The following is a 26,570-nucleotide window of genomic DNA, read 5'->3' on the forward strand; positions in this document are numbered from 1 at the left end:
GCCACGGCTACTCGCCGACGCGGCGGAGGCGGTCGCGGGCGCTGACCAGCGCGTCCTCGTCGTCGTCCCGGAGGTGACGCGCCAGTTCCCTGGCGGCCGCGACCAGCGACTCCGCCGTCTCGGGGTCGATGCCGCCCTCCAGCGCCCGCACGCGCCGGACGTGCTCGCCCAGCGTCTCCAGCGCGCTCCGACTCTCCCGGGAGACGTCCCGGTCGTCGACCCACGTGGTCAGGTCGCGGTGGTACTCCCGGAGCGCGTCGCCGACCGCCAGTCCGCGCACGTCGTGCATGGACTCCGGCACTTCGGCGGGCGCGGGTCGGTCGCCCATGTCCGCGCCGCGCAACAGCGAGAGGAAGTACAGTTCCTCGTCGTCGGTCGGGTCGAACGAGCGTCCGAACACGTCCGCGGCGTGGCGGAGTTCCTGTGCCGCGAGATACGTGTCGTCCAGCGTCCGGAGGTCGCCGCCGTCGATGAACCCGCGCTTGTGGACGTACTCCCGGGCCGACTCCTCGGCGTCGGCCGCGACCTCGCGCGTCGGGCGGGCGTCGACCGAATTCCGCACGTCGGTGAGGTCGAGGTCCGCCGGACTGTCGGTGTGCTGGCGACGCTCCTCGTCGACGCCGATGCTGCGCACGCTTCCACAGTCCGGACACTCGACGGTTCCCGTCTCGTAGTACGACCACCGCGTTCCGCAGTCCTTGCACTCCCGCCGGCCGCGCACTTTCATGTCCGTACGTTGGCGGGCCGCGTTGAAAACTCCCGGGTGCCGCTCTCCTCCACGCTCGGCTTCCCACGTTCTTCGGTCCACCGCTCTCGTCCGTCGACCCGTCCGCGAGGAACGGGCAAGTTTTTCCTTCACCGTCCGAAACTGCGTGGTATGAACCTCTCCGAGGAACAGCGCCACATCCGGGACACCGTCCAGGAGTTCGCCGTCGAGGAGATTCGACCCCTCGCGGCCGACTGCGACGAACGCCAGGAGTTCCCCGAGGACGTCTGGGACGAGATGGCCGACCTCGGCGTGACCGGGATGACGGTCCCCGAGGAGTACGGCGGTCTCGACGTGGACCGACTCACGTACAGCCTCGTCAACGAGGCGGTCGCCTACGGGAGCCTGTCGGTCGCCACGGCGCTCTCGGTCCACTGTCTCGCCACCTCCTGCATCGCGGAGTTCGGCGACGAGGACCAGCGGGAGCGCTGGCTGCCGGAGATGGTCGACGGCCGTCCCGTCGGCGCGTTCGCGCTCTCGGAACCGCAGGCCGGGTCGAACCCCGCCGAGATGACGACGGAAGCGAGGCGAGAGGGCGACGAGTACGTCATCGACGGCAAGAAACAGTGGATTACTAACGGCCAGCGGGCGGGCGTCGTCGTCCTCTTCGCCAAGACCGACCGCGACGACCCCCGGAGCGTCACGCAGTTCGCCGTCCCGAAGGACGCCGACGGACTGGAGGTCGGCAAGAAGGAGGACAAACTCGGTCTGCGCGCCAGCGACACGACGACGCTCATCTTCGACGACGTGCGGATTCCCGCGGAGAACCGCCTCACCGAGGAGGGCCGCGGCCTCTCGGCGGCGTTCCACATCCTCACCGGCGGTCGCATCGGCATCGCCAGCCAGTCCGTCGGACTGGCCCAGGCCGCGCTGGACGAGGCGGTTGCCTACGCCCAGGACCGCGAGCAGTTCGGCGAGCCGATAGCCGACATCCAGACCATCAGGCACAAGCTGGCCGACATGCAGACCAAGGTGCAGGCGTCGCGCCTGCTGACCCGGGACGCGGCGCGCACCGACGACCGCGGCGAGACGCCGGAGATGGCCGCCAGCATGGCGAAGTACTTCGCCAGCGAGTCCGCCGTCGACGTGACCAACGAGGCGGTCCAGATTCACGGCGGCTACGGCTACACCACCGACTTCGACGTCGAACGGTTCTACCGCGACTCCAAGATTACGACCATCTACGAGGGCACGAGCGAGATACAGAAGAAAGTCATCGCGCGAAATCTGCTCGACTGACCGGCGTCGCCGAGAGTCGCTCTCGGCCTAGAACTGGGGCTGCCGGCCGCCGCCCTGCTGCATTCCGCCCTGCTGCATTCCGCCCTGCTGCATTCCGCCCTGCTGCATTCCGCCTCGCTGGCCTCCGCCACGCTGCATTCCGCCCTGCTGCATACCGCCCTGCTGCATTCCGGTCTGTTGGCCGCCGCCCTGCTGCATTCCGGGCTGCTGCATTCCGCCCTGCTGTCCCATCTTCTGGAGCACCTGGTACGTGGAGTCGAGCGTCCGGTCGAGCACGTTCGCCGTCTCCTGCGTGTGGGGTGCGTCGTGGCGATGGAGTTCTTCGAGCGTCTGTTCGCCGACGTTCAGCAGCGCCTCGGCGACGTACGGCGTCGTGGCTGCGTTCCGCGATATCGCTTTCGCCGTCAGATGTGCGATGTCGCTCACGTCCTCGCAGAGGCGCGCACAGTCGGCCATCTGGGGACCCTGCTCGATGCACTGGTCCGCACACCACTCCGCGACCTGCTCGACTTCGAGGCAGTCGTCGAGACACATCCGCATCTCGCTCGTCAGATGGTCCTCGAACTTCTGGCCCTGCTGGATTTGCTGTCCCTGCTGGGGTTGCTGGAACTGCTGTCCCTGCTGGCCGAACTGGGACTGCTGGCCGCCTTGCTGTGGCTGGCCCGACTGCTGGCCCCGTCGGGACTGCTGACCGCCACCGCCGGTCTGCTGTCTCGATCCACCGTAGCGTTGCCCACCGCCTGCCTGCGGCTGCTGGTACTGGTGTGCCATTGTTTTCTCCGCTCCCACGCGGGAGCACTCGCCAGTACAGTCGACCACCGGTTAAACCGCCGCGACCGTTCCCGACCGTTCAGGTGCCCGGGTCGTTCCGTTTAGCTTCGTCCGGACCGTTCAGGAGCGACACCGACGAGACGTTCACCGGGAGTTTGTCGTGGTGAAAACGAGTCGTTACTCCGGCTCAACTGTCGTTCGAACGAGAAATAGCCGCGACTGGAACGGGTATCTGTCGGCAGCTGTCCTCGCTCGACCCGTCCCCGGCGGGTCGAGCGAGCGGCCGATTCGACGGCCCGGATAGCACGGCCCGTTCCGACAGTGCGGCCGTGAGTGTCGCAGCGTCCCCCGGCAGCGCGGACGGTCGTCGAGACTGGCGCTCGCGGACTCGTACCCCGGAACCGTCCCGGGCACAGGTCCGCGTCCCCCGGCGGCCGCGTTCGTCTCCGGTCACCGCCCCCGACGAGCGACGGTTCCCGCGTCGTACGCGGGTCGCGCTCGCTTCGATGCCGGTCGAACGACGGCCGCCGTCGATGGCCGGTCCCGGCCGGGCTCCCCAGTCCCGACCGGGGGTCGGAAACCGCTTTCCAGTCCTCGCCGTCGCGTCACCCCCAGTGTCTCCGTTGCGTTTCTCGCCCAGCGTTCACTGGGCACCCCACGATATGCGGACGGCGGAGATAAAGCGCCGCGACCGTTTCGACCGTTTTCCGCTGGAAACCCCGGGTTTTCCGATTTAGCCTCGCGTTGGAGAGCAGTTCCGCGAGGACGAGGTTTTTGTGCCGGGCCGTAAAACGGAGCGGTATGGACAGACCGGACGTCGGAGAACTGACGCCGCCGGACAGGACGTTGATGGGACCGGGCCCGAGCGAGGTCCATCCGCGCGTACTTCGCGCGATGAGTACGCCGCTCGTCGGCCACCTCGACCCCTCGTTCGTCGAGATAATGGACGAGGTGCAGGAGCTCCTGCGGTACGCGTTCCGCACCGACAACAAATGGACCATTCCCGTCTCCGGCACCGGTTCGGCGTCGATGGAGACCGCCATCGGCAACCTGGTCGAACCCGGCGACACGATGCTCGTTCCGACGAATGGCTACTTCGGCGGGCGGATGGAGTCGATGGCCGAGCGCGCGGGCGGCGAGGTCGTCCACGTCGACGCGCCGTGGGGCGAACCGCTCGACCCCGTGGACGTGGAGCGGGCCTTCGAGGAGCACCAGCCCGACGTGTTCGGGTTCGTCCACGCCGAGACCAGCACGGGCGTCCTCCAGCCCGACGTGCCGGAACTGACGAGCATCGCTCACGACCACGACGCGTACGTGATCGCCGACACCGTCACGTCGCTCGGCGGCGTCGAACTGCGCGTCGACGAGTGGGACGTCGACGCGGCCTACGCCGGCCCGCAGAAGTGTCTCTCCTGTCCGCCGGGCGCGAGTCCGCTGACGCTCAACGACCGCGCCATGGAGAAAGTGCTCTCCCGGGACGACCCCGCCCGGTCGTGGTACCTCGACCTCTCGCTGCTGGAGGGGTACTGGGGCGACGAGCGCGCCTACCACCACACCGCGCCCATCACGAACGTGTACGCGCTCCGCGAGGCGCTCAGGCTCGTCGCCGAGGAGGGCATCGAGGAACGCTGGCAGCGTCACCGCGAGATGGCCGGTGCGCTGAAGGCCGGCGTCGAGGCGATGGGCGGTTCGATGAACGCGCCGGACGACTACTGGCTGCCGAGCCTCAACGCCGTCCGGGTGCCCGACGGCGTCACCGACACCGACGTGACCGACTACCTGCTGAAGCAGTACGACCTGGAGATAGCCACCGGGCTGGGCGACCTCGACGGCGACATCTTCCGTATCGGGTGCATGGGCTACTCCGCGCGCCCCCAGACCGTCTCCTACCTCGTGAGCGCGCTCGGCGACGCGCTGGACGACCAGGGGGCCGACGTCGACGTGGAGGCCGGACTCGCCGCGACGAGCCGGCGGCTGGGCGAGTAATCCGTCACCGCGATTCGCCTCCCGGTCGACGCTCGGGGAGGACGCTGACCTGTTTTCTCGTCAGAGGGCGAACGGCTCGGCCCCTCGCCGGCACCACCGCTGGCCGGCGTGACGTCGCGAAAACGTTTTGCGAGGGTCCGCGAGGGACCGCAGTTTGCGAGGGCAAGACGCTCCGTCTTGCCGCACTGTTCCGGCCCGTCGGGGCCGTCAGTGCGAGGGAAGGGATTTGAACCCTTGGACCCCTACGGGAGCGGATCTTGAGTCCGCCGCCGTTTCCAGGCTTGGCTACCCTCGCACCGTGGGTCGTTTTCGTCTCGGCGTTTCCACCTATGGTCTCCGAATCTATAAACGCCCTCCGAAATCGTTCGACGGCGCGCACGCAGCGACAGACGGTCGCCGTCGCTGATAGACGAGACGGCGACGACAGAAAAGGGACGTCGACGGTCCTAGCGGGCCAGGATGGAGATGACGCCGCGAAGCGAGCTAGCGGGGGAGGGCCGCCGCTCTCGGACCGGGGATTTCCGCTTGGCGATGAGCGTCCACAGCACGAACCCCATCCCGGTACCGACCGCCGACGCGGTCAGGCCGATGGTGGCGAACGCGATGGTCTGGGCGAACAGCACCACGACCGAGGGGAGACTGGTTCGGAGCGGAACGCTCGCGTCCTCGTCACGGAGGGTTGGAACGAGCGATAGCATGATGACGATGCTTCCACCGAGGAATACGAAGTCTTGCCACATTGGTATCAGTTCTCGACAGTACCCCTCTGGGGAGAGAGGGGCCGACTGCTCATTACAAATCTTAACTCACATCCGAATAAGTATTCCGAACCATCCACGGGGATGCGATTTTGGCTCACGTGACCACCACTCACGCGAAGCGACAGCACGACCGCGCACCGTCGACGACCGCGGTCGTCTCCGCCGACGCGTCGTTTCACCTCTCCGACGTGTCCGGAACCGACAGCCCTTTCCTCGCTCCCGGACAGCCACGACCATGACCGACATCGACGCGCGCGTCGAACTCGCCGAGCGCGCAGCGACCGAAGGGGGTCGCGTCGCGGCGGACGGCTTCCGGACGGACCTCGACGTCGAGACGAAAGACGGAAAGACCGACGTGGTCACCGAGGCCGACCGTGCGGCCCAGCGGCGGGTCGTCGAACTCGTCCGCGAGGAGTTCCCCGACGACGCCATCGTCGGGGAGGAGGAGGACGCGCTGAAGGCGGTGCCCGAGGAGGGCGACGCCTGGGTCGTCGACCCCATCGACGGCACGAACAACTTCGTCCGCGAGACGCCGCTGTGGATGACGAGCGTCGCGGCGGTCCGCGACGGCGAACCGGTGGCGGCGGCGAACGTCGCCCCGGCGCTGGGCGACGCCTACGTCGCGGGACCGGACGACGCCGCCAGGAACGGCGACGCCCTGTCGGTCAGCGACCGTACCGACCCGGAGACGTTCGCCGTCGCGCCGACCATCTGGTGGGGGTTCGACCGCCGCGACGAGTACGCCGCGGCCGTCCGGAGCATCGTCTCCCGGTTCGGGGACATGCGTCGCATCGGCTGCGCCCAGCTCACGCTCTCGATGGTGGCGAGCGGCGCGCTCGACGCCACCGTGACGAACGTCTCGCCGAATCCGTGGGACAGTGTGGCCGGCGTCCACCTGGTCCGACGGGCCGGCGGGACCGTAACCGACGTTCACGGCGACCGGTGGACGGTCGGCAGTCGCGGGCTGGTCGCCTCGAACGGCGAGGCACACGAGGCCGTGCTGGCCGCCGCGCGCGACGCCGAGTCGGAGCGAACCGACGGCGGGTAGTCTACGCCCGCGGCGAGTTCAGTCACTCGTTCCGATATGTGTAAGGATATTTATCTCCGGGGGGACAGGGTAGCGTATGAAGTTGGATGACACGGACCGCGCCATCCTGCGGGCGCTCCAGTCCGACGCGCGGACTCCTTTCAGCGAGATTGCTCGACAGATAGACATGTCCAGCGCGACGGTCCACGACCGCGTCAACCGGATGGAGGAGGAAGGCGTCATCAGCGGCTACCACGCCAAGGTGAACCCGAAGGAGGTGTCGCTCGGCATCTCGGCGTTCGTCGGCCTCCGCGTCGAGCAGGGCCGGGAGAAAGACACCCTCGCACGTCTCGAAGACATCGACGGCGTCCAGGAGGTCCATCTCACCACGGGGTCGTGGGACGTGCTGATGCGCGTGTACGCCAGGGACGCCGACGAACTCCGTGAACTGATGTTCGAGAACATCGCCCAGATGGACGGCTTCTCGCGCTCTCAGACTATGGTCGTCCTCGGGACGCCGTTCGAGAGCGAGGAACTTCCCCTGAGCGCCGCCGACGAGGAGTGACGAGACCGGAACCCTGAAATCCGCTCGCTCCGGTGGCACGGACATGGACACTGCAAGCGGACGTATCGACTCCGAGCGCGCGTGGGCCGCCGGAGTCCTCGCAGCGTTCGTCGTCCTCGTCGGCGGCGTGGTCGCGTTCCCCCGGCGAGTGTACGACGAGTTCGTCTGGCACTACTTCTGGGGACCGGTCGTCGCCGACGCCAAGGGTGCACAGTGTGCCGTCCGCGAGGGCGGGACGACGAATTTCCTCTACGAGGCGAACGCCTGTGCGACCGCGCCAGAACCGGTCGCCGTGCCGGGATACACCCTCGTCTCCGAGGTCGGCTACGCCGTCACGCTCATCGCCGCGCTCGTCGGTCTCGTCTTCCTGCTGCGCAGACTCGACGTCGGCCAGGACCGGAGCCTCTTCTTCGCGCTGTTCCCGTTCATGCTGTTCGGCGGCGCGCTCCGGGTCGTCGAGGACGCCCTCGATGGAGGTCTGCAGGGCGTCGACGTCGCCATCTCCTACCCGTGGAACACGCTCATCATCAGTCCCGTCATCTACTTCACCGTCTTCTTCGTGACGCTGGCGGCGCTCGTGGCCAGCGTCTTCTTCGCGCGACGGAACGTCGTCGACCGCTACGAGTACCCGCTGTTCGGAGTCGGGGCAGTGGCGCTCGTCGCCACGCTCGGGTACCTCCTCGCGCTCTCGTTCAGCACCGAACTCGTGACGCTCAACCTCCTCGTCCCCGCGGTCGTCCTCGGCGGCGCGACGCTGGTGACGGGCGTGACGTGGTGGGCCATCGAGACGTTCGAACCGGAGATAAACGCCGGGACGGGAGCCATCGGCGCGGTCGTCATCTGGGGGCACGCCGTCGACGGCGTCGCCAACGTCGCGGTGCTCGACTGGGCGGGCGCGCTCGGACTCGCGGGCCAGTACGGCGCGAAACACCCGGTCAACCGCGCCATCGTCTCGATCACCGACTCCGTGCTTCCCGCGTCGATCACGTCGGTCGTCGGTACCGCGTGGCCGTTCCTGTTCGTCAAGATACTCGCCGCCGTCGCCGTGGTCTGGGTGTTCGACCGGCACATCTTCGAGGAGAGTCCGCGGTACGCCATCCTGTTGCTCATCGCCATCCTCGCGGTCGGACTCGGACCCGGGAGCCGGGACATGCTCAGGGCGACGTTCGGCGTCTAGTTCAGGCGTTCCAGCGTCGACTCGGGGAAGTACCGGCCGCCGCAGTTCGGACACTCCGCGACTTCGAGGGTGTCCGCGACGTCCCCGAAGCCGAACTGCTCGCCGGGTACCGTCCCCCGTGACAGCGGCGTTCCGCAACTCGCACACGTCAGGTCGAACTCGGTCGTCATGCGATTCCCGCGGAATCGTTACTGAAATTGTTCATAATTATGGTCCTGGCCGGTATCACGTACGACAGTATCTAACATAAGTTCCTGGGTGGCGTTAACATGGAGTCTCGAACGCCATCGACGAGAGTGCGGCGAGGAAATTACCGACTGACCGTGTCAGGGGTAGGGGTGGAGTTGCCGGTCCAGGCACGGGTCGAATCCGAGGTCCGCGGGCACGGAGCGAGCGCGCTCGCCGAAGAAGGGGTCGCCGGTGAAAAGTGGCTGGGCCTCCGGCGCGAGCACGCGCACCGCCTCGAATCCGAGGCGCTCCACGTCCCGTGTGGTGAGCCGCGAACCGTACACGTCGAAGGCGTCGTTCGCGCGCGCGACGACCGCTTCGAGTTCGTCCTCGCCCTCCGGCGGGTCGTCGACCCCCACCCGGTCGCTCGGCACCGTCGTCTCCGGGTCGACGAACTCGCGGGCCGCCGCCGGAAAGTCGGCGTAGCGCGCGATGGCACCCTCCGCGTCGGACGCCGCCTCCCGCCCCATCATCGACAGCTCCTGCCAGTTCTGGAGCGCCTCCGCGAGCGCCGACCGCGCCGCGGCGGCGGGGGCGAGGTTCGCGCCGGAACCGACCGCGAACCGCGGCCACTCGGCGTCGTCCCCGCGATGCACCGCCACGGCGACCACCGGAACGTCGACGTCCTGCGTGACGAGCAGCGGCGTCACCGAGAGGTCCTCCGCGCGCGCTCGCTTCGCGAGCGTCCGGAACCCCTCGTCGTCCACGTCGAGTCCGAGCGGGTCGAACGTGGAGTACCACGACAGCATCGTCGCGTCGCGTTCGACGACCTCGTACAGTCCCGACAGGAGCGCCTCCGTGGTCGAGTTGCCGAGGCCCAGTCCGGTCGTTATCGGCGGCTTGAATCGCGGTTCCGTCGGCGGGAACTGGACGAACTCCGCCGGGAGGGTGACCGGTTCGCCCGTCGCGAGGTTCCGGCCGGGAACCCAGGCGCACTCCGTCGCTGCGGCGGGCCACCCCTCCGGTCGGACGAACTCGCGCGGCGGGACGGCGTCGTCGAGCGCGGACGCCGGCGCGACCCCGAACTCGGACTCGCGGTAGACGCCCGCACAGTAGCGCTCTAGGGCCTCCCCGAGCGCCTTCATCAGTGCGGCGTCCCAGTCGGCGGCGACCCCGGCGGCCTGCTCCGCCGCGCGGGCGTCGCTGAACGCCGACGTGTCGGTCACCTCCGCGAGGTAGTACGGAACCGGGAACGAGGCCACCTCGCCGAGCGAGGCGACGACGCCGACGCGCTCGTCCAGCGCCCGCTCCGCGCGCTCGACCGACTCCTCGACCGACGCCGTCGCGTGCCCGACCGAAAGGGTCCGGTCGCGCGCCTCTCCGCACGTCTCGCAGCCGGGGACGGGCAGGAGCGTCCGCTGGGCGTGGGGCAGTTCGAGGACGCCGCCCAGGACGGGCGATTCGTCGCCCGACAGCAGCGCGACCGCCTCGCGCCCGGCGAGTGCGCCCGCGAGCCGCGCCGTCGCGCGTTCGACCGGCTCGTCCCGGGCCTCGTCGCTCGTCGGCTCGTCCCCGTCGTCGACGTTCGCCGCCACGCGGGTTCGCAGACAGTCGTAGCAGGCCGTTCCCGGTCCGAAGCCGGAGACGGCGGCGTCGACGTCCCCGAGCGCGTGCCCGCCGACGCCCCCGAGTTCGACCGCCAGCCACGGCGTCCCGTCGCTCGCTCGGTTCGCACGCGAGAACGCGTCGTCGCCGACGCCCCCGACGACGACGCCGAACTCGACCGCTTCCAGGTCCGCCGCCGCACACTCCCGGGCCGTCCCGTCGGCGTCCGAGAGCGCTGCCCGGACCGCGTCCGCAGCGGGACCGTCTCCGACGACGCCGAACTGTCGCTCGTTCATGCGGGGACCCAGACGCCCGCGTGTCAAAAGCGACGCGGATAGCTACCGCTGTCGGAAAAAGAACGAAAAGAACGCGTCGTCAGTGGAGGATGCTCTGGGCGACGCCGGCCAGCTGGTCCGCGTCGGCGCCCTCCAGTTCCTCGTGTGCCAGCTTCAGGCGCAGGCGGGGACGACCGACGTCGATGGGGACCTTCTCCGTTCCGATGAGGCCCATGTCCTCGAGCTTCGTCTTCGTCCGCGAGAACGTCGCCTTGCTCGCGATGCCGACGTCCTCGCCCCACTTGCTGATGTCGTACAGCAGCGCCTCGTTCTTCGCGGCGACGAGCAGGCTGATGGTCACCTCGTCGAGGCCGTCACCGTCACCGCGTGCGGTTTCGAGCGAGGCGAGCACGCTGTCGAAGTCGTCCTCGGCCTCGGGACTGATCTCCTCTTCCAGCGTCGCTCGCACGCGCGAGAGCGGCGGCGTGCGCAGCGAGAACTCCTCCGCGTCGTCCCAGCGCGTCGTGTACGCGTCGTTGGCCGCCTCAACGAACCCGTCGTCGTCGCTCGTCAGCCCGCCGACGTGGTCGCCCGCAGCGACGAGCGCGATGACCAGTTCGTCGGTGATGAGCAGCTCGTTCCCGGACGGCTCCTCGGTCGTGCGCATCGTGAGCGCGCCCTCGTCGATGAGGTCCGCGGCGTTGCTGGCGATGATGAAGTCCTCCATCACGTCCTTGAGGATGGATTCGTCGGCCAGCATCCGCATCTCCGGCAGGTCGCCGTCGTACCCCGTCGCAGCGTCGACGAGCTGCTCGATGACGTCCGCCGAGGGGTTGACGACGAGCATGCTCTCGGGCGATTCGTCGATGGCAGTTCGTAAAATTTCACTGACACTTTTATTCAGCAGGTTCGATTTTGTTTCCATGTCTACGCCGACGAGATTCATCTATTTAATTTTAACGCTCGAACTCGACGGAAATCATAGGTTATGTTGGATGAACAATTGGTCAACGGGGTAATTACAATCGGTAGCGACGTATAATGGGTCCGTGACCGTCGTACCAGATACTGCCCCGTGCTGGAAAAGAAATTTCGGCCGTCGTCGTCCGCTCCGACCGTCTGTCCCGGAATTACGTCGGTCGAAACGACCACCGAATCGACGACGCCGACGGCGGGCGTCGAGTAACTCCAACTTACTAATTACATTTTCCTTGAACAGTCCGAAAGAATGAAGTGTGGATGTGAAGTATGAACTAATGTCATGCGACGTAAGATACGCCAGTGGTTCACGGAACATCCGAAGGCAACGAACCTCGCATTCAGCCTGCTGTTTGGATACACGATTCTGGCAGAGTACGGGATTTCGCCGCAGGTCCACTCCGGCGGAGCGACGGGTCCCTAGTCGGCGAGGGCGGTCAGGACTTCGTCGGACCAGCAGAGTTCTCCGGCGAACACTATCGGCATTTTTGCATGTTCGAGGAACGTCCGTAGCTCCGAACGAGAGAGTTCGAACGCGGCGTCGTCCCCGTGGAGATAGATGTCCTAGTTGTCCTGGATGTACGGCTGATAGCCGCTGCCGACCATCCGAACCATTAACGACCGATATCTGAACTCGTACCCGTCGCCGTCGCTCTCGATTTTTCCGACTATGGGGAAGGTAGTCTCGCTCTGGGCGAGTTGATACGTCCCGTCGCCGACGACGGAGTAGTCCTTCCCGGTCATGATGCGCCTGCGGGACAGTTGCATCGCCGTCTGGATGCTGAATCCGTTCATCAGCAGTCGAGCGAACGAGACGCCGACCTTCGCCGCCTGCTTGTTCAACACCTTGTTGAACGTAACCGCGCCCGCGACGCTCCCCTTCTTGACCAGTTCCATCCCCTCGTAGTACGACCCGCAGGCGTTCAGGAAGAACGTCTGAACGTTGCTCTCCGCGATGTTCGCGACGGAGAGATTCCCGTCGGTACATCGGAGGCCGTCTTCCTCGCAGTGTCCGATGTAGTGGACGAAGTCGCGCGGCGTCTCCAGCACGCCCGCGAGTTCGTCGCGGCGAAGGTACTCCCGCACCGTCACGTCCATCGGGAGCTCCTCGGCCCGCTCGCGATAGATGTCGGCGGCGCTCTCGTGCTCCGTCTCCATCTCCTCGTCGTTCAGAATCAGCGCCACTTCTATCTCGTCGCCCTCCCTGTCGAGGTAGTCGAACCGGTTCTCGTACGCGGTCGGTTCCACCTTGAACACGTCGATGGGGACGCCGTCGGCGAGCCAGCCGTGGACGCGTCCGCGGTGCAGTTCCGGCTTGACGCGGTCGACCGACGTAACCGGACCGGCGCCGGTACGGCGGTAGGGTCTGGCGGTCGCTCGTCCGGGAATCTCCGGCGCGCCACGGTAGAAGTCGTCCAGCGACGCGTCGAGGAGTTCGCCCGGATTCAGCTCCGACGTCTCCGGCAGGTAGACGAGCGAGAGGTTCGAGAGCATGTACGGCAGCGACGAGACGTTGTCCACGACCGGGTCGACGTAGGTCGAGAGATGCCAGTCCGGCAACTCGTCGTCGACGCGCTCGAACGGCGCGAGCATGTAGGTGACGAGCTGTTCCGCGGGCGACGATTCGTACGTCTCCTTGGCGTCGATCTCCACCTCGTCGAGCAGCGGTAGCTCCGCGAGATTCCAGCTGTGCGGTCCCGCGTTGCGGACCAGACAGTCGAGGAAGAACACGCGCCTGAGCATGTCGGCGGCCTCGTGCTGGAACTGCGGAAGCGGACTGAACGAGTACGTGTAGTCGAGTGCCGGCGCGCGCAGCACCGGGGCGTCACGGCGCTCGGCTTTCACGTCCGCCTGCAGGTAGTACGCGAGCGGTGCGGCGACGAACAGCGAGTCGAAGTCGTCCGGTACGAGCAACTCGATGCCGACGTCTTTCCGCCGGTCCCGGACGGTCTCCGGAACGTCGGTCTGGTTGCCGACCGATATCCGGGGCGGATGGCCCCGGAGCGTGGGAAACGACCGGTCCGGCCCCGTGGTCTTGTGGGAGGCGGAGAGGGCGGTGAGCGCCGTCGCCAGGCCGTGCGGCGTCGGCGGCACCGTGACGGTGTCGACGGGTACCTCGTGGTGGCTCCGGAACCCGAACGTCACCCTGGTCGGCGCCGTGAACTCGACGATGAGTTCGTCGAAGTCGTCCGTCTTCCGCACCGTCGCCGGACCGGAGAACCGAAGGTAGGTCTTGACGTTGCCGTGGACGTTGACGAGGTAGTCGCTGTCCGACAACGAGAGCGTACCGGAGTCACCCCCGTGTTCGTAACGTTCGCCTGTTGTAAGGTCGGTGACGATTGCCAGACTCGGCGGAAACCGCAGTTCGGACGCCACTCCAGTGACCGTCTCGTCGACGGGGCGGTCGATGTCGAGCGGGGTACTGCTCCTGCGCCAGTCGGGTGCGTCTATGGAAATCCCCGTTTTCGTCCGGTCGAATGCCCGGATACCGTCGTTCGTCTCCTCCCACTCGATCATGCCGGCAGTAAAACTGTTATCCCACCATTAACTTATATTTCTATCGGGGAGAGGAACTCTATTCACCGAAAGGTAAACTTATACGCCGTGCTGTCTCCGAGTACCACATGAAGTACGACCACGTACGGGAGGTCGACCCCGACGTCGCAGACGCACTTTCGGCAGAGGTGGACCGCCAGCGCGACACGCTCGCCATGATCGCGAGCGAGAACCACGTGAGCGAGGCCGTCCTCGAGGCCCAGGGGAGCACCCTCACGAACAAGTACGCCGAGGGCTACCCCGGCGAACGCTACTACGGCGGCTGTGAACACGTCGACACGGTCGAAGAGCTCGCCATCGAGCGCGCCAAGGAACTCTGGGGTGCCGACCACGTCAACGTCCAGCCGCACAGCGGCAGTCAGGCGAACATGGGCGTCTACCTCGCCGTGCTCGACCCCGGCGACAAGATTCTCTCGCTCGACCTGACCCACGGCGGCCACCTCAGCCACGGCCACCACGTCAACTTCGCCGGCCAGCTCTACGACGTCGAACACTACGAGGTCGACACCGAAACCGGCACCATCGACTACGACGCGCTCCTCGACCACGCCCGCGAGTTCGAGCCCGACATCGTCGTCTCGGGCTACTCGGCGTACCCCCGGCAGGTCGAGTGGGAGCGCATCCAGGCGGCCGCCGACGTCGCCGACGCCTACCATCTCGCCGACATCGCCCACATCACCGGACTCGTCGCGGCGGGCGAACACCCCTCGCCCGTCGGCGTCGCGGACTTCGTCACCGGCTCGACGCACAAGACCATCCGGTCGGGTCGCGGCGGCATCATCATGTGCGACGAGGAGTACGCGGACGACGTCGATTCGGCCGTCATCCCTGGCATGCAGGGCGGTCCGCTGATGCACAACGTCGCGGGCAAGGCGGTCGGATTCAAGGAGGCCCTCCAGCCCGAGTTCGAGGAGTACGCCGCCCAGACGGTGAAGAACGCGGAGGTCCTCGGCGAACAGCTTCGAGAGCACGGGTTCGGCCTCGTCTCCGGCGGCACCGACACGCACCTCGTGCTCGTCGACCTCCGGGAGTCCCACGAGGACGTGACCGGCAAGGAGGCCGAGCAGGCGCTCGAAGACGTCGGCATCGTCCTGAACGCCAACACGGTGCCGGGCGAAACGCGCTCGCCGTTCGTCACCAGCGGCATCCGCGCCGGCACGCCCGCGCTCACGACCCGCGGCTTCGACGCCGACGACATGCGCGAGGTCGGCGACCTCATCGCGAAAGTCGTCGACAACGTCGACGACGAGGACGTGCGAGCGGACGCCGCCGAACGCGTCCAGAAGCTCTGCGACGCGAACCCCCTGTACGAGTAACCGTCCTCTTCGTTTCCCGCGATTCTCCGGCGCTCCCCACTATTTGGGGATGGAGACTAAGTGCGCATCCGTCGTACCGTACGGCATGCCCGACGGAGAGCCTCCAGTACGCGCGTCGTTCGAAATCACCACCGAACGGGAGCCGAGCGCGACGCTACTCGCCGGCTTCTCGGAGTTCGGACTGGCCGGCCTGACTGCCGTCGACTACCTCGCCGACCACCTCGGCCTGGAGGAGACCGGTCACGTCACCGCCGACCAGTTGCCCGCCATCACGCCGTTCGAGAACGGCCGCCCCCGCCACCACACCCGGCTCTTCTCCCGGCCCGACCTCGACGTCACCATACTGCTCGGAGAACTCTTCGTCCCGGCGTGGGCCGCCGACTCGTTCGGCCGGTCCATCATCGACTGGACCGAGGAGAACGGAGTCGAGGAGATCGCCGTCCTCTCCGGCATCCCCGTTCCGCACGGCCCCGAAGAGCACCGCGTCTTCCACATCGCCACCGAGGACTACCGCGACAGTCGCCTCGCCGACGCGGACGTCCCCGGGATGGGGCACGGCTTCCTCGACGGCGTGAACGCGACGCTCGTCGGCCAGGGAATCGACTCCCCGCTCGGCGTCGGCATCTACGTCACGCCCGTCCACGCCCAGGCTCCCGACGTCGAAGCCGCGCTCCGACTCATCGCCGCCGTCGACGAGGTGTACGACCTCGACGTCGACACCGGACCGCTGGAGGCGTTCGCCGAGGAGGTCAGCGGGTACTACGAGGAACTGTCCTCGCGACTGCAGGCCGCGAGCGAGGAGGAGCACGCCACCGACAGGATGTTCGTGTAGCCGTCGCGGTCGCGGTCGATGGAAAACGGGGGGAGATAAGGCGCTCGGTCGGCTTGCCAGTAACAATGACCTCGGACGACCTCTACCGCACGCTGGAGCGCGTGGGGGAGCGGTTCAATCTCGGCGAGTACGAGATAGACGCCTACCTTACCGTCCTCGAACACGGGGACCTGACCGCGAGCGAGATAGCCGAACGGACCGACATTCCCCAGCCGCGGGTGTACGACACTGTGCGGAGCCTCAGCGACCGCGGACTGGTCGAACTGCGCGAATCGCGGCCGATGAAGGTCATCGCCATCGACCCCGAGGAGGCGTTCTCCAACGTCCAGTCGTCGCTCGACGAGATGATAGCCGGCCTCGAATCGCGGTACACGGCTCCGGGACGCGACACCGAGGCCGTCTCGCTGGTGAAGTCCCGCTCGACCATCCTTCGGTACCTCGAAGACGTCGTCGACGCGGCGGAGTACGAACTCGCGCTGTCGCTGACGCCCGACCTGCTCGACCGCTTCGCGGAGCAACTCGCCGCGGCCACCGACGACGGCGTCAGCGTCGAACTCATCGTGACGCCCGCCTCTGAGGCACCGGACCCGGACGAGTTCGACTACGCCGCCGTCGCTACCACGGTGCGCGCCCGCCGCGGCATCACGACCCCTGTCATCGCCGTCGCCGACGGTCGGTACTCGATGTACGCGACGCAGGACGCGTTGCGCGACGACCGCGACCGCTACGGCGTCATCTTCAACCGTTCCGCGCTGGGCTTTCTCGTCTCCGGGTTCTTCGGAACCGTCCTCTGGACGACCACCGAGCGCACGCTCTTCTCGAACGGCGAGGGCCGCTCGTTCCCCCGGCGGTACGCGTCCATCCGGCGCTGCGTGAAAGAGATACAGGGGCTGGAGGGCGAGTTCTACGCCACCGTCGAGGGCCGGGACATCGAGACGGGCGAGTCCCGCGTCGTCGAGGGGAAGATCGTCGGCTTCTCCTTCGAGGCGGGCGAGCGCGTCGCCGGGATGACCGTCGAGACCGCCGACGGCGAGGTCACCGTCGGCGGGCAGGTTGCGGCGCTCGAAACCATCGAGGCCCACGAGATTCGCGTCGGGAAAGGCGAACCGCCGGCGTAGGCGAGTCGGTCGAGTTCTGACCGCGCCCGGTCAGTCGAGCGTGACGCTGCGCTGACCGCAGTCGGGACAGGCCAGCACCGTCTCGGGCGGAGCCATGGGGTTCGTCGTCGCACTGCCACAGCAGTCGTCGGTGGTCGTCTCCGCCAGCGGAACGTCGCAGGCCGGACAGTCCTGGAGGAAGGTCCGCAGCGCGGACGCGGCGGGTGCGCGCAACGCGACGGGGACGCCGTCGTCGGCGAGCGCTCGCACCGCCGCAACCTCCGCGACGGCGACGGGTCGCGGCAGCCACGTCTCGCTCGCCGGACCGCCGCCCGAGAGGACCACCCAGCGACCCTCCTCGACCGTCTCGACCGTCTCTGCGTGCTCGGCGACGCTCCGGACCGCGGTCGCGAGGTCCTCGTTCCGAACGTCCGCCATCGCCGCACGCCAGCGTTCGCGGAACCGCTCGTCGAGGTGGACGGTGTCGCCGACGGCGTGCAGGACGCCCGCGTCGACGAGGGCGTCGGCGGCGCGCTCGCCCGTCGCGTCGTCGGCCCCGGACGCGAGCGACCCCGGGTCGTCGGGCGAGGAGTCGGACGGGCCGGCGGCGTGCGGGTCGTCGATTCCCGGGAGCGCAGCGACGAACCGCGGTGCGAACCGTGGCGTCCCGGGGACGACGTATCCCCGAAGTGCGATGACGCCGCTGCCGACCGTCCCGAGCGCGAGGGCGGCGAGGCCACGAACCGTGCGCCTGGCGGGTGACCAGAGTCCAATGCCCGCGCACGCGAACGCGAGGAGGGCACCGTTGACCGCCGTACAGGGCCAGCACCGATTCTCGCCCGTGTGTTCCGGGTTCCGGAGAGCGTCGAGCATGGAAGAGTGGGGAGTGTTTGGTCGCGGGCCGGTTTCAGTGTTCGGGGCTCCCGGGGCCCACAGTCATTTGCCGACGGGCGACCAGCAGGCGAACGTATGACTGAGATGGAGTACACGACGCTCGGCGACACCGGTCTCGAAGTGTCCCGGTTCTGTCTCGGCTGCATGAACTTCGGCAGCGAGCAGCCGTGGATGATCGGCGACGAGGAGAAGAGCCACGAGATCATCGACCACGCGCTGGACCTGGGCATCAACTTCCTCGACACGGCGAACGTCTACTCGCACGGCGAGAGCGAGGAGATCGTCGGCGACGCCATCGAGGACCGGAACCGGGAGGAGCTCGTCGTCGCAACGAAGGTGTACGGTCAGATGGGCGACCACCCCAACGGCCAGGGTCTCTCACGCAAGCACGTACTCGACCAGATCGAGGGGAGTCTGGAGCGACTCGGCACCGACTACGTCGACCTCTACCAGATCCACCGGTGGGACGAGTCGACGCCCATCGAGGAGACGCTGTCGGCGCTTGACTACCTCGTCGAAACGGGGCGGGTGCGGTACATCGGCGCGAGCACGATGGCCGCCTGGCAGTTCCAGCGGGCGCTCGCGGAGAGCGACCTGAACGACTACGAGCGGTTCACCTGCATGCAACCGGAGTACAACCTCGTCGACCGTCACGAGGAGCAGAACGTCCTCCCGGTCTGCGAGGAGGAGGGCGTCGGCGTCATCCCGTGGTCGCCGCTCGCCGGCGGCTTCCTGACGGGGAAGTACGACCGCGACGGCGACCTCGACGAAGGCCGGGCCGCCAGCGACGAGTACACGGAACAGCGGTTCACCGACGAGAACTGGGCGGTCCTGGACGCGGTCCGGGAGGTCGCAGACGAGGTCGACGCCACTCCGGCGCAGGTGAGCCTCGCGTGGCTCCTGCATCAGGACGTCGTCACCGCGCCCATCGTCGGCCCGCGGACGCTCGACCACCTGGAGGAGAACGTCGCCGCGCTCGACGTGTCGCTGTCCGACGAGCAGGTCGAACGTCTCGAGGAACCGAACACCCCCATCTGGTCGCGTGAAATCGCCGGAATCGAGGAGTAGACGGTCCGGTGGCGTCGACGTTCCGTCGACCGGTGCAAGCGACTCGACAACGGCGTGTGGACTTTCGCGGCGTTGTAAATACGACGGAAACCCTCGCTGTATTATTCTTATTAAATACCTGGAAATAATATGGTTTTGCCGGGAGTTTTTTACGTCTGTACCACGTCAGTCGACCGGTCCAGCGTTCGTTTCCGGCCGTAAGACTGTACCTGACGGTTTCTGGCGAGTCGGACGAACGTAAGGGAACGGCCATAACTTGTTTTACGTCGGTACGTCTGCTTAGCCCCGTGTGCGAAAGTGAGTTAGTCGAGAAAGTTACAATTAACATAGTCAATCATGGCGAAGATATAAATGCTCCAACTCCCATTTTTTGAGCTATGGTAGGTGCTAGCTCGCGTGATGGCGTATCACGGCGAAAGTTCGTAAAAGCAGTCGGTGCGTCGGGTACCGCTGCCGGGCTCGCGGGCTGCACGAGCCGCGGTCAGGTCGCCAATCCGAACACGATAAAGTGGGCGGCTGACTCCGACGCGGCCGACAACGCCGGCGCTATCAACAAAGCGCTACACGAGGCAGGGTTGTCCAAGGACATCGAGGTCGATGTCCTCGCCGGTTCTTCGCAGACGGGCGTCCGTCAGTCCCAGTACCAGCGCTGGCTCTCGGCCAACCTCGAAGAGCCGGACATGCTCCTGATGGACAGCGGGTGGGCGTTGACGTTCATCGCCCGCCGTCAGGTCATGAACCTGAGCGACGCTCTCCCGCAGAACATGGTAAAAAGGGCCAAGAACGACTACTTCGAGGCCAGCGTCCAGACCGCGACGGCCAAGAACGGTGACCTGTACGCTATCCCGCTGTTCCCGGACTTCCCGACGATGCAGTACCGGAAGGACCTCGTGAAGGAAGCCGGATTCCAGCCGGACAAGAACAACTGGGCCACCGAATCGATCGACTGGAAGAAGTTCTCGAAGGTGACAAAGGAGGTGATGAAACAACAGAACGACAAGAAGAAAGGGTCGATGCCCTACGGGTTCACCTTCCAGGCCGACATCTACGAGGGACTGTCCTGCTGTGACTTCAACGAGTTCATGAGTTCGTGGGGTGGGGCGTACTTCGGCGGCTTCGACAACCTGTTCGGTCCCATCGGCGAGCGACCCGTCACCGTCGCAGAGAAACCGGTCGTCGACTCCATCAAGATGATCCGGACCTTCATCCACGGACCGAACGCGCCGAACACGCTGGACGATTACGCGGGTCCCATCTCGCCATCCGCGGTGCTGTCGTGGACCGAGGAGACCTCGCGAGCACCGTTCACGAACGGGAACGCGGTCATGCACCGCAACTGGCCGTACTCCATCGTCCTGAACGGTGCCGAAGACGTGTTCGGGAAGGACCTGGGCGTCATGCCCATTCCGTACGGCGTCAAACCGAACAACGCCAAGTACAAGCGGACGGGCGGACCGGTCGCCGCGCTCGGCGGCTGGCACATGACCGTCAACCCGAACTCGCCGAAGATTCAGAAGTGCATCGAGGTGCTCCGTGCGATGATGCAGCCGTCGTTCAAGTTCAAGCTATTCGAACTGATCGGCTGGCTTCCGCCGGAACCGGACCTCCTCAAGTCGAAACAGGCCCGGGAAGTTCCAATCATCGGTCGGTACATCGATCAGCTTCGGATCGCCGGACAGAACGCTATTCCACGGCCCGTGACGGCGGTGTGGCCCCAGCAATCGGGCAAGATTGCCCAGAGCGTCCACTCGGCCTACTCTGGCGGTCAATCTCCGGAGAGCGCTATGCAGTCGCTGAAGAGCCAGCTCAAGTCGATAGAGGCGTACAACTCTGATTAACAACTATGGCAACTGAATCTGAACAAGGTTTACCGGAACGAGAGAAGTCGGGAGCGTACGCCAGTACGGTCCGATGGATCGAGAATCTGAGCGAGACGCAGTTTGCGTATCTACTGTTGGTCCCGGCGCTGCTGCTGCTCGGCGTCATCGCCCTCTGGCCGCTCGTCCGGACGTTCCAGATGTCGCTGCACGCCGACAGCATCCGGGGAGCGTCCCAGATCGGCGAGTTCGTCGGGTTCGAGAACTACGTCAACCTGCTCACGGGGAAACTGGACGTCGTCGCACTTCCCCAGCCGTTCATCGACGTCAGTTCGCCGTTCAAGAGCGCGCTGATCGTCACGTTCATGTTCACCATCGCGAGCGTGCTGCTCGAGACCCTCATCGGCTTCGGGCAGGCGCTCGTCCTCGACCAGGAGTTCCGTGGACGGCGCTGGGTCCGGGTGGCGATCATCCTCCCGTGGGCGGTTCCCATCGTCATCCAGGGGATGATCTTCTACCTCCTGTTCTCGCCGGGCATCGGCTTCGGGGCCGACCTGCTTCACACTTGGCTCGGCTTCTCGGAGACGCCGCTGGTCAACAGCCCCGAGGCGCTCTCGATAATCGTCATCGCCGACGTGTGGAAGACGACGGCGTTCATGGCGCTGCTCATCCTCGCGGGGATGCAGAGCATCAACCGGAGCCTCTACGACGTTGCGAAGGTCGCGGGCGCGTCGAAGTGGCAGCAGTTCAAGATGATAACCCTGCCGCTCATCTTCCCGACCGTGATGGTCGCGATGCTGTTCCGCACCATCGCCGCGATGCGCATCTACGGCCTCATCGAGACGGTGTCGGGATGTACGACGGTGCCGTCGCTGTCGTGTCTCGTCGTCTCGACGTTCAGCACGCGCCGATACGGGACCGCGTCCGCCATCGCGTTCGTCACGGCGGCCATCATCGCCCTCGTCGTGTCGGTGTACATATTCAAGTTCCGCGACAGCGCACAGGGGGGAATGTAGATGTCGCAAGCAGAGGAGAGTCGCGGACGCATCCAGCAGTGGGCCAAAGATTCGATGGAGGACCCCGAGAGCACCTACCGGGGCCTGTTCTACCTCGTGACGGTGTTCTTCCTGCTCACGACGCTGTTCCCGTTCTACTGGCTGCTCGTGCTGGCGCTGACGCCGAGCAACAAGATATCGAACATGGGACTACTTCCGAGGGGGTTCAACCCCGAGGCGTTCGTCACCATCTTCGAGCGCCTGCCGTTCCACGTCTACATGTTCAACAGCTTCGTGCTCGCGCTGGTGACCACGGCCATCGTGCTGGTGCTCGCCAGCCTCGCGGGCTACGTGTTCGGACGGCTGGAGTTCCCCGGGCGAGGGCCGCTCATGCTGCTCATCCTCGCCATCTCGTACTTCCCGCCGGCGGCGTTCCTCATCCCGCTGTTCCGGCTGTTCACGGGGAACGTCGAGATATTCGGGCTCAGCAGTCCGATGCTGTACAACACGCCCGGCGCGCTGTTGCTCCCGTTCAGCGCGCTGTTCATGCCCCTCTCGATATTCATCCTGACGACGTTCTACGGCCAGATACCGGACGGGCTGGAGGACGCTGCGCGCATCGAGGGGACGACGCGTCTCGGCGCGCTGTTCCGGGTCATCATGCCGCTGTCCGCGCCCGGTGTGGCGACGGCCGGCGTGCTAACGTTTATCAACGTGTACAACGAGTTCTTCTTCTCGTTCCTGATGACCGACGGACAGGCGAAGAACTGGGCCCCCATCGTCTGGGGCATTCTGGGCTACCAGGGGCAGTACGCGTCGTCGTACAACCTCATGGCGGCGGCGAGCATCGTGGGCGTGTTGCCGATCGCCATCCTCGTCGTCATCGCACAGGAAAAGATCGTCAGCGGACTCACGGCAGGAGCGCTCAAGGAGTGATACAGAATGGGTGAAGTCAACCTCGAACACGTCTCGAAACGATACCAGGATGTAACGGCAGTCGACGACATGAACCTCGAAATCGAGGACGGCGAGTTCGTCACGCTCGTCGGCCCCTCGGGCTGCGGCAAATCGACCACGCTGGAGACCATCGCCGGTCTCACGAAGCCCACGGAGGGGAAGATAACTATCGCCGGGCGAGAGGTGACGAATCTCCCGCCGAAAGACCGCGGGATAGCGATGGTGTTCCAGAACATCGCGCTGTTCCCGCACATGGACGTCTACGACAACATCAGCTTCGGGCTGCGGCTGCGCGATTACGACAAAGACGAGATCGACCGCCGGGTCGACAAGGCGGCCGACATCGTCCAGCTAGAGGGGATGCTCGACCGGATGCCGGACGAGATGTCCGGCGGGCAGCGCCAGCGCGTCGCCATCGCGCGCGCCATCGTCAGGGAGCCCGAGGTGTTCCTGATGGACGAACCGCTGGCGAACCTCGACGCGAAGCTGCGCGTCCACATGCGGACCGAGCTTCAGCGGCTCCACAAGGAACTGGACGCCACCATCGTCTACGTCACCCACGACCAGGCGGAGGCGATGACGATGTCCAGCCGCATCGCGGTCATCAACAAGGGCGAACTCCAGCAGTTCGCGCCGCCACTGGAATGTTACAACGCACCGGCGAACCTCTTCGTCGCCGGGTTCATCGGCTCGCCGAGCATGAACCTCATCGAGGGAACCGTCGACGAGTCGGGGCTGGACCTGACCGACTACCACATCGATTTCGACCCCGGCCAGCTGGACGGCGTCGGACCGGGCGACCACGTGACGCTGGGCGTCCGTCCCGAGGACGTCTACCTCGTCGAGGACGCCGAAAAGGTGGCGCACCCGTCCGGTCGCATCGACGCCCAGACCGACGTGCTCGAACCCATGGGCGACGAGATATTCGTCTACCTCCTCACCGGCGAACAGGAGATGGCCGGCGGCGGTATGGACGCCGAAGCCGAGGACGCCCACCAGCTGCTGATGAGCGTCGACCCGGACAAGGAACTGGAGGCCGACGCGGACGTCGAGGTCGTGCTGGACAGCGAGAACGTCCACCTGTTCGACACCGGGACCGGCGAGGCCATCACGCACGACCTGCAGTTCGCGGCGACCGAGACGGAACCCACCGGCACGGAAGCGGAGGGGGACGACTGAGATGGTCACCCAGACCGGCTGGCTCTACCTCGGCGCGGGGACGCTCCTGTTTTTCTTCTGGGCGTACGGGATCGTCTCGTTTGCTCTGGACCTGAAGCACAAGATACTCCCCGGCGTGAAAGGCTGGCTGGCAGAGCGACGCGAGCAGAAGCAGGAAGAGGAAAAGGAGCGCGAACGAGAGGAACGCAAACAACAGTTGTACTGACGTGTCGAACCGCGCCGAACCCCTACGCGCGGTCTGCTCTCCTCCTGCCGGTAGTTACTGGGGGCCAGCGGAACAGTCAGACTTTTTTCAGGTAGCAACATGAGAATTACCAGCGACGCTGACGGCAGGACCAGAAGGGAAAAGAATAACACCGTCTCACGGGTGAGCGGTAACCATGAGTAGCAGTGAGCCGGTCCGAGTCGGCCTCGTCGGTCTTGGGAATATTGGACACTACCACGCCGACCGGATCACTGATATGCCTCACGAGATCGTCGGCGGTGTCGATATCAACCCCGACGCCCGTGCTCGGTTCGCCGAGAAATACGACACGCGCTCGTTCGAGAGCTACGAAGAACTGTACGAGTCCGACGTCGACGCCGTCATCGTCACGACGCCGAACAAGTTCCACGAGGAGTACGCGGTCGCGGCGCTGGACGCCGGTCTCGACGTGTTGCTCGAAAAGCCGCTCGCCCACACCCTGGAGAGCGCCGAGCGCATCGCGGAGGCGGCCCGCAACGCCGAGGGGTTCTGCATGGTCGGGTTCCACAACCGGTTCCGCAACCCCGTCGAGATAATCAAGGGCTACCAGCAGGAGGGCCGGTTCGGCCAGACCCGCCACGTCGAGGCGAACTTCATCCGCCGGCGCGGCATCCCCGGCCGCGGGTCGTGGTTCACCAACCGCGACGTCGCGGGCGGCGGCGCGCTCATCGACATCGGCGTCCACGCCATCGACCTCGCCCTGCACTTCCACGACTTCCCGGAGGTCGTCGAGGTCAGCGGTGCGGTGCGCTCGCAGTTCGGCGACCGCGACGATTACACCTACCTGGAGATGTGGGGCGAGGACACCCAATCGGGAACGTTCACTGTCGACGACTCGGTGACCGCGTTCGTGCGCTGTGCCGACGGCCGGACCATCTCGCTCGAGGTCGCGTGGGCGGCCAACCGCGACTCCAACGAGGAGTTCTTCATCCGCGGGACGCAGGCCGGCGCGCGCTTCGACAAGCACGACGACTCGCTCACGCTCTACGAGACCAGCATGGTCGGCGCGGACCACTTCTCGGACAGCGACGTCGAGACGCGCCAGGAGGACCCCCACAAGGCCGAACAGCGCGTCTTCTTCGAGGCGGTCCAGGAGGGCGTCGCCCCCGGTCGCAACACCGTCGACCAGGCGCTGTCCGTCCAGCGAGTCATCGACGGTATCTACCGCTCCGCAGAACAGGGCGGCTCCGTGGAACTGTAACGTCCGAACCGCTCAGACCAGCCACTCGACCCACTTTCCGTGCTGTTCGTAGACCGCCAGCGACCGCGACCGCTCGCCGTCGAACCACTCGAGTACGAGCGCGTTGTCGCGCTCGGCGGCGGCGTGACCCGAGAGCCAGTGCAGTTCGCGGTCGGCTGCGGCCGCTGCGACGGTCTCCCGGAGTTCGGCGTCCCGCTCTTCGTCTAGCTGGTAGCGCATCTGCGTGTCGAAGAGACAGACCGGTCGCGACGCCGGAATCCCGTCGAGCACCGAGGGGAGCGCCTCGACGGCGTCGCCCTGCCGAAGCTCCGGCGGGTCCTCGCGGGCCACCGCGATCGCGGACCGCAGGAGACGGTGGCGGGTCGCGTGTTCGGGCCAGACGAGCGCCCGAAGCCAGCGCACGTCGTCCTCGTCGGTCACGTCGAGGGGGTGGAGGTCGACGCCGACGCGCGAGGCGACCGGAGGGAGTTCGTCGGACAGCGGCGGTGGGCGCTCGCCGACGACGTCGGCCTCGACGCGCGCCGGCGAGTCGGGACCGCACCGCACCGGCCGCCCGGCGTCGCCGACCGGCCAGTCCACCGGAACCGGCCCGTACTCGCCCGTCGCTGCGTACTCGTACCGGTAGCGGTCCCAGCACAGGTTCAGACCCGCGCTCGGGCCGAGTTCCACGAGCGCCAGCGGTTCCCCGTCAACTTTCGCCGAGACGTGCGCGAACGCCGGGAGGAGAGCGGCACAGCGTCGGACGGCGTTGGTCTGGGTGCGCCGGGTCCGGAGCAAGGGGCGAATCTCGTCCTCGTGGACCGCGCAGAAATCGCGGAACGCCGGCAGCGGGTCCGACTCTCCGGGGTCGAGCGGACTCTCGGTCACCGTGTCGTAGAACGCCGCGAGTTCGTGGTCGGCCCCGCCGAGCAGGAGGGAGTGGACGCTCCCGAGCAGCAGGTGGGGCGGCGAGCGACCCTCGGGCACCGTCTCGGCGAGCGCGAGCAGGTCGGGGTCGTCGGCGACGCCGCGCGCGAGGCGTTCGTACAGCGGCGAGGTGCCGACGGCCCAGTCGGCGAAGTTCCGGAACGAGTCGGCGAGCATAGGGGGGCCACGC

General features: G+C 66.5%; 25 protein-coding genes and 1 tRNA gene. 16 read left to right on the forward strand and 10 right to left on the reverse strand.

Annotation, left to right across the window (positions count from 1 at the left end; translation table 11 throughout):
* Window positions 1-7 precede the first annotated feature (7 nt).
* Window positions 8-727, reverse strand: a complete 720-nt coding sequence (locus ACTF4R_RS02185; protein WP_440005889.1) for a DUF7117 family protein — start codon at window positions 725-727, stop codon at window positions 8-10.
* A 150-nt stretch (window positions 728-877) separates the two neighbouring features.
* Here ACTF4R_RS02185 and ACTF4R_RS02190 point away from each other — a divergent pair, with 150 nt between their 5' ends.
* Window positions 878-2,005, forward strand: a complete 1,128-nt coding sequence (locus ACTF4R_RS02190) for an acyl-CoA dehydrogenase family protein (RefSeq protein ID WP_440005890.1) — start codon at window positions 878-880, stop codon at window positions 2,003-2,005.
* Between the two features lie 27 nt (window positions 2,006-2,032).
* Here the strand turns inward: ACTF4R_RS02190 and ACTF4R_RS02195 are convergent, their stop codons facing one another.
* Window positions 2,033-2,776, reverse strand: a complete 744-nt coding sequence (locus ACTF4R_RS02195) for a four-helix bundle copper-binding protein (protein ID WP_440005892.1) — start codon at window positions 2,774-2,776, stop codon at window positions 2,033-2,035.
* Between the two features lie 801 nt (window positions 2,777-3,577).
* On the opposite strand from ACTF4R_RS02195, the gene ACTF4R_RS02200 reads away from it, so the two are divergent.
* Window positions 3,578-4,762, forward strand: coding sequence for a pyridoxal-phosphate-dependent aminotransferase family protein (locus ACTF4R_RS02200; RefSeq protein WP_440005893.1), 1,185 nt, complete (start codon window positions 3,578-3,580; stop codon window positions 4,760-4,762).
* A gap of 211 nt (window positions 4,763-4,973) precedes the next feature.
* On the opposite strand, the gene ACTF4R_RS02205 is transcribed toward ACTF4R_RS02200, so the two are convergent.
* Window positions 4,974-5,057 (reverse strand) — tRNA-Leu (locus ACTF4R_RS02205).
* 151 nt (window positions 5,058-5,208) lie between these two features.
* Complete coding sequence (locus ACTF4R_RS02210; protein ID WP_113275577.1) at window positions 5,209-5,502, reverse strand: hypothetical protein; 294 nt, start codon at window positions 5,500-5,502, stop codon at window positions 5,209-5,211.
* A gap of 256 nt (window positions 5,503-5,758) precedes the next feature.
* Between ACTF4R_RS02210 and ACTF4R_RS02215 the strand changes: the two genes are divergently transcribed.
* The 3 genes from ACTF4R_RS02215 to ACTF4R_RS02225 all read left to right on the forward strand — a co-directional run bounded on the left by ACTF4R_RS02215 (window position 5,759) and on the right by ACTF4R_RS02225 (window position 8,292).
* Window positions 5,759-6,571 (forward strand): inositol monophosphatase family protein, encoded by an 813-nt coding sequence (locus tag ACTF4R_RS02215; protein ID WP_440005895.1) that lies wholly within the window; start codon window positions 5,759-5,761, stop codon window positions 6,569-6,571.
* Window positions 6,572-6,647: 76 nt separating this feature from the next.
* Window positions 6,648-7,115, forward strand: a complete 468-nt coding sequence (locus tag ACTF4R_RS02220; protein ID WP_433624105.1) for an Lrp/AsnC family transcriptional regulator — start codon at window positions 6,648-6,650, stop codon at window positions 7,113-7,115.
* Between the two features lie 43 nt (window positions 7,116-7,158).
* On the forward strand, window positions 7,159-8,292 hold the full coding sequence (locus tag ACTF4R_RS02225; protein WP_440005896.1) for a DUF63 family protein: 1,134 nt from the start codon (window positions 7,159-7,161) through the stop codon (window positions 8,290-8,292).
* On the opposite strand, the gene ACTF4R_RS02230 is transcribed toward ACTF4R_RS02225, so the two are convergent.
* The 3 genes from ACTF4R_RS02230 to tbsP all read right to left on the reverse strand — a co-directional run bounded on the left by ACTF4R_RS02230 (window position 8,289) and on the right by tbsP (window position 11,265).
* Window positions 8,289-8,462: a DUF7479 domain-containing protein gene (locus tag ACTF4R_RS02230; RefSeq protein ID WP_440005898.1), complete on the reverse strand. Its 174-nt coding sequence runs from the start codon at window positions 8,460-8,462 to the stop codon at window positions 8,289-8,291. The genes ACTF4R_RS02225 and ACTF4R_RS02230 overlap by 4 nt on opposite strands.
* 156 nt (window positions 8,463-8,618) lie before the next feature.
* Complete coding sequence (locus ACTF4R_RS02235; protein ID WP_440005899.1) at window positions 8,619-10,361, reverse strand: YcaO-like family protein; 1,743 nt, start codon at window positions 10,359-10,361, stop codon at window positions 8,619-8,621.
* Window positions 10,362-10,440: 79 nt separating this feature from the next.
* Complete coding sequence (gene tbsP / locus ACTF4R_RS02240; RefSeq protein WP_440005900.1) at window positions 10,441-11,265, reverse strand: transcriptional regulator TbsP; 825 nt, start codon at window positions 11,263-11,265, stop codon at window positions 10,441-10,443.
* Window positions 11,266-11,601: 336 nt separating this feature from the next.
* Here tbsP and ACTF4R_RS02245 point away from each other — a divergent pair, with 336 nt between their 5' ends.
* Complete coding sequence (locus tag ACTF4R_RS02245) at window positions 11,602-11,742, forward strand: hypothetical protein (protein ID WP_433624115.1); 141 nt, start codon at window positions 11,602-11,604, stop codon at window positions 11,740-11,742.
* 140 nt (window positions 11,743-11,882) lie between these two features.
* On the opposite strand, the gene ACTF4R_RS02250 is transcribed toward ACTF4R_RS02245, so the two are convergent.
* Entirely contained in the window at window positions 11,883-13,835 is a 1,953-nt protein-coding gene (locus tag ACTF4R_RS02250; RefSeq protein WP_440005902.1) for a hypothetical protein, read from the reverse strand.
* A gap of 107 nt (window positions 13,836-13,942) precedes the next feature.
* On the opposite strand from ACTF4R_RS02250, the gene glyA reads away from it, so the two are divergent.
* The 3 genes from glyA (at window position 13,943) to trmB (ending at window position 17,140) form a co-directional block, all read left to right on the forward strand.
* Complete coding sequence (glyA, locus tag ACTF4R_RS02255) at window positions 13,943-15,190, forward strand: serine hydroxymethyltransferase (RefSeq protein WP_440005904.1); 1,248 nt, start codon at window positions 13,943-13,945, stop codon at window positions 15,188-15,190.
* Between the two features lie 85 nt (window positions 15,191-15,275).
* Entirely contained in the window at window positions 15,276-16,022 is a 747-nt protein-coding gene (locus ACTF4R_RS02260; RefSeq protein WP_440005906.1) for a proteasome assembly chaperone family protein, read from the forward strand.
* A 65-nt stretch (window positions 16,023-16,087) separates the two neighbouring features.
* The gene (trmB, locus tag ACTF4R_RS02265; protein WP_440005908.1) at window positions 16,088-17,140 is read left to right on the forward strand and encodes an HTH-type sugar sensing transcriptional regulator TrmB; all 1,053 of its coding nucleotides are present in this window, start codon (window positions 16,088-16,090) and stop codon (window positions 17,138-17,140) included.
* 30 nt (window positions 17,141-17,170) lie between these two features.
* Here the strand turns inward: trmB and ACTF4R_RS02270 are convergent, their stop codons facing one another.
* Window positions 17,171-17,992: a DUF8054 domain-containing protein gene (locus ACTF4R_RS02270; protein WP_440005910.1), complete on the reverse strand. Its 822-nt coding sequence runs from the start codon at window positions 17,990-17,992 to the stop codon at window positions 17,171-17,173.
* A 96-nt stretch (window positions 17,993-18,088) separates the two neighbouring features.
* Here ACTF4R_RS02270 and ACTF4R_RS02275 point away from each other — a divergent pair, with 96 nt between their 5' ends.
* The 7 genes from ACTF4R_RS02275 to ACTF4R_RS02305 all read left to right on the forward strand — a co-directional run bounded on the left by ACTF4R_RS02275 (window position 18,089) and on the right by ACTF4R_RS02305 (window position 25,474).
* Window positions 18,089-19,081 carry an aldo/keto reductase gene (locus tag ACTF4R_RS02275; protein ID WP_440005912.1) on the forward strand — a complete coding sequence of 331 codons (993 nt, stop codon included), beginning with the start codon at window positions 18,089-18,091 and terminating at the stop codon, window positions 19,079-19,081.
* A gap of 377 nt (window positions 19,082-19,458) precedes the next feature.
* A complete protein-coding gene (locus ACTF4R_RS02280; RefSeq protein ID WP_440005913.1) occupies window positions 19,459-20,919 on the forward strand; it encodes a twin-arginine translocation signal domain-containing protein in 1,461 nt (486 codons plus the stop codon).
* 5 nt (window positions 20,920-20,924) lie between these two features.
* Entirely contained in the window at window positions 20,925-21,914 is a 990-nt protein-coding gene (locus ACTF4R_RS02285) for a carbohydrate ABC transporter permease (RefSeq protein ID WP_440005914.1), read from the forward strand.
* A complete protein-coding gene (locus ACTF4R_RS02290; protein ID WP_440005915.1) occupies window positions 21,915-22,829 on the forward strand; it encodes a carbohydrate ABC transporter permease in 915 nt (304 codons plus the stop codon). It begins immediately after the preceding gene.
* Between the two features lie 6 nt (window positions 22,830-22,835).
* The gene (locus ACTF4R_RS02295; protein WP_440005917.1) at window positions 22,836-24,029 is read left to right on the forward strand and encodes an ABC transporter ATP-binding protein; all 1,194 of its coding nucleotides are present in this window, start codon (window positions 22,836-22,838) and stop codon (window positions 24,027-24,029) included.
* Window position 24,030: 1 nt separating this feature from the next.
* Window positions 24,031-24,234, forward strand: a complete 204-nt coding sequence (locus ACTF4R_RS02300) for a DUF8005 family protein (RefSeq protein WP_440005919.1) — start codon at window positions 24,031-24,033, stop codon at window positions 24,232-24,234.
* Window positions 24,235-24,409: 175 nt separating this feature from the next.
* A complete protein-coding gene (locus ACTF4R_RS02305; RefSeq protein ID WP_440005921.1) occupies window positions 24,410-25,474 on the forward strand; it encodes a Gfo/Idh/MocA family protein in 1,065 nt (354 codons plus the stop codon).
* Window positions 25,475-25,486: 12 nt separating this feature from the next.
* Here the strand turns inward: ACTF4R_RS02305 and ACTF4R_RS02310 are convergent, their stop codons facing one another.
* Window positions 25,487-26,557, reverse strand: a complete 1,071-nt coding sequence (locus ACTF4R_RS02310) for a DUF2332 domain-containing protein (protein ID WP_440005923.1) — start codon at window positions 26,555-26,557, stop codon at window positions 25,487-25,489.
* Between the last annotated feature and the right edge of the window lie 13 nt (window positions 26,558-26,570).

This window comes from Halomicrococcus pelagicus (assembly GCF_051917725.1).
Taxonomy (GTDB): Archaea; Halobacteriota; Halobacteria; order Halobacteriales; family Haladaptataceae; genus Halomicrococcus.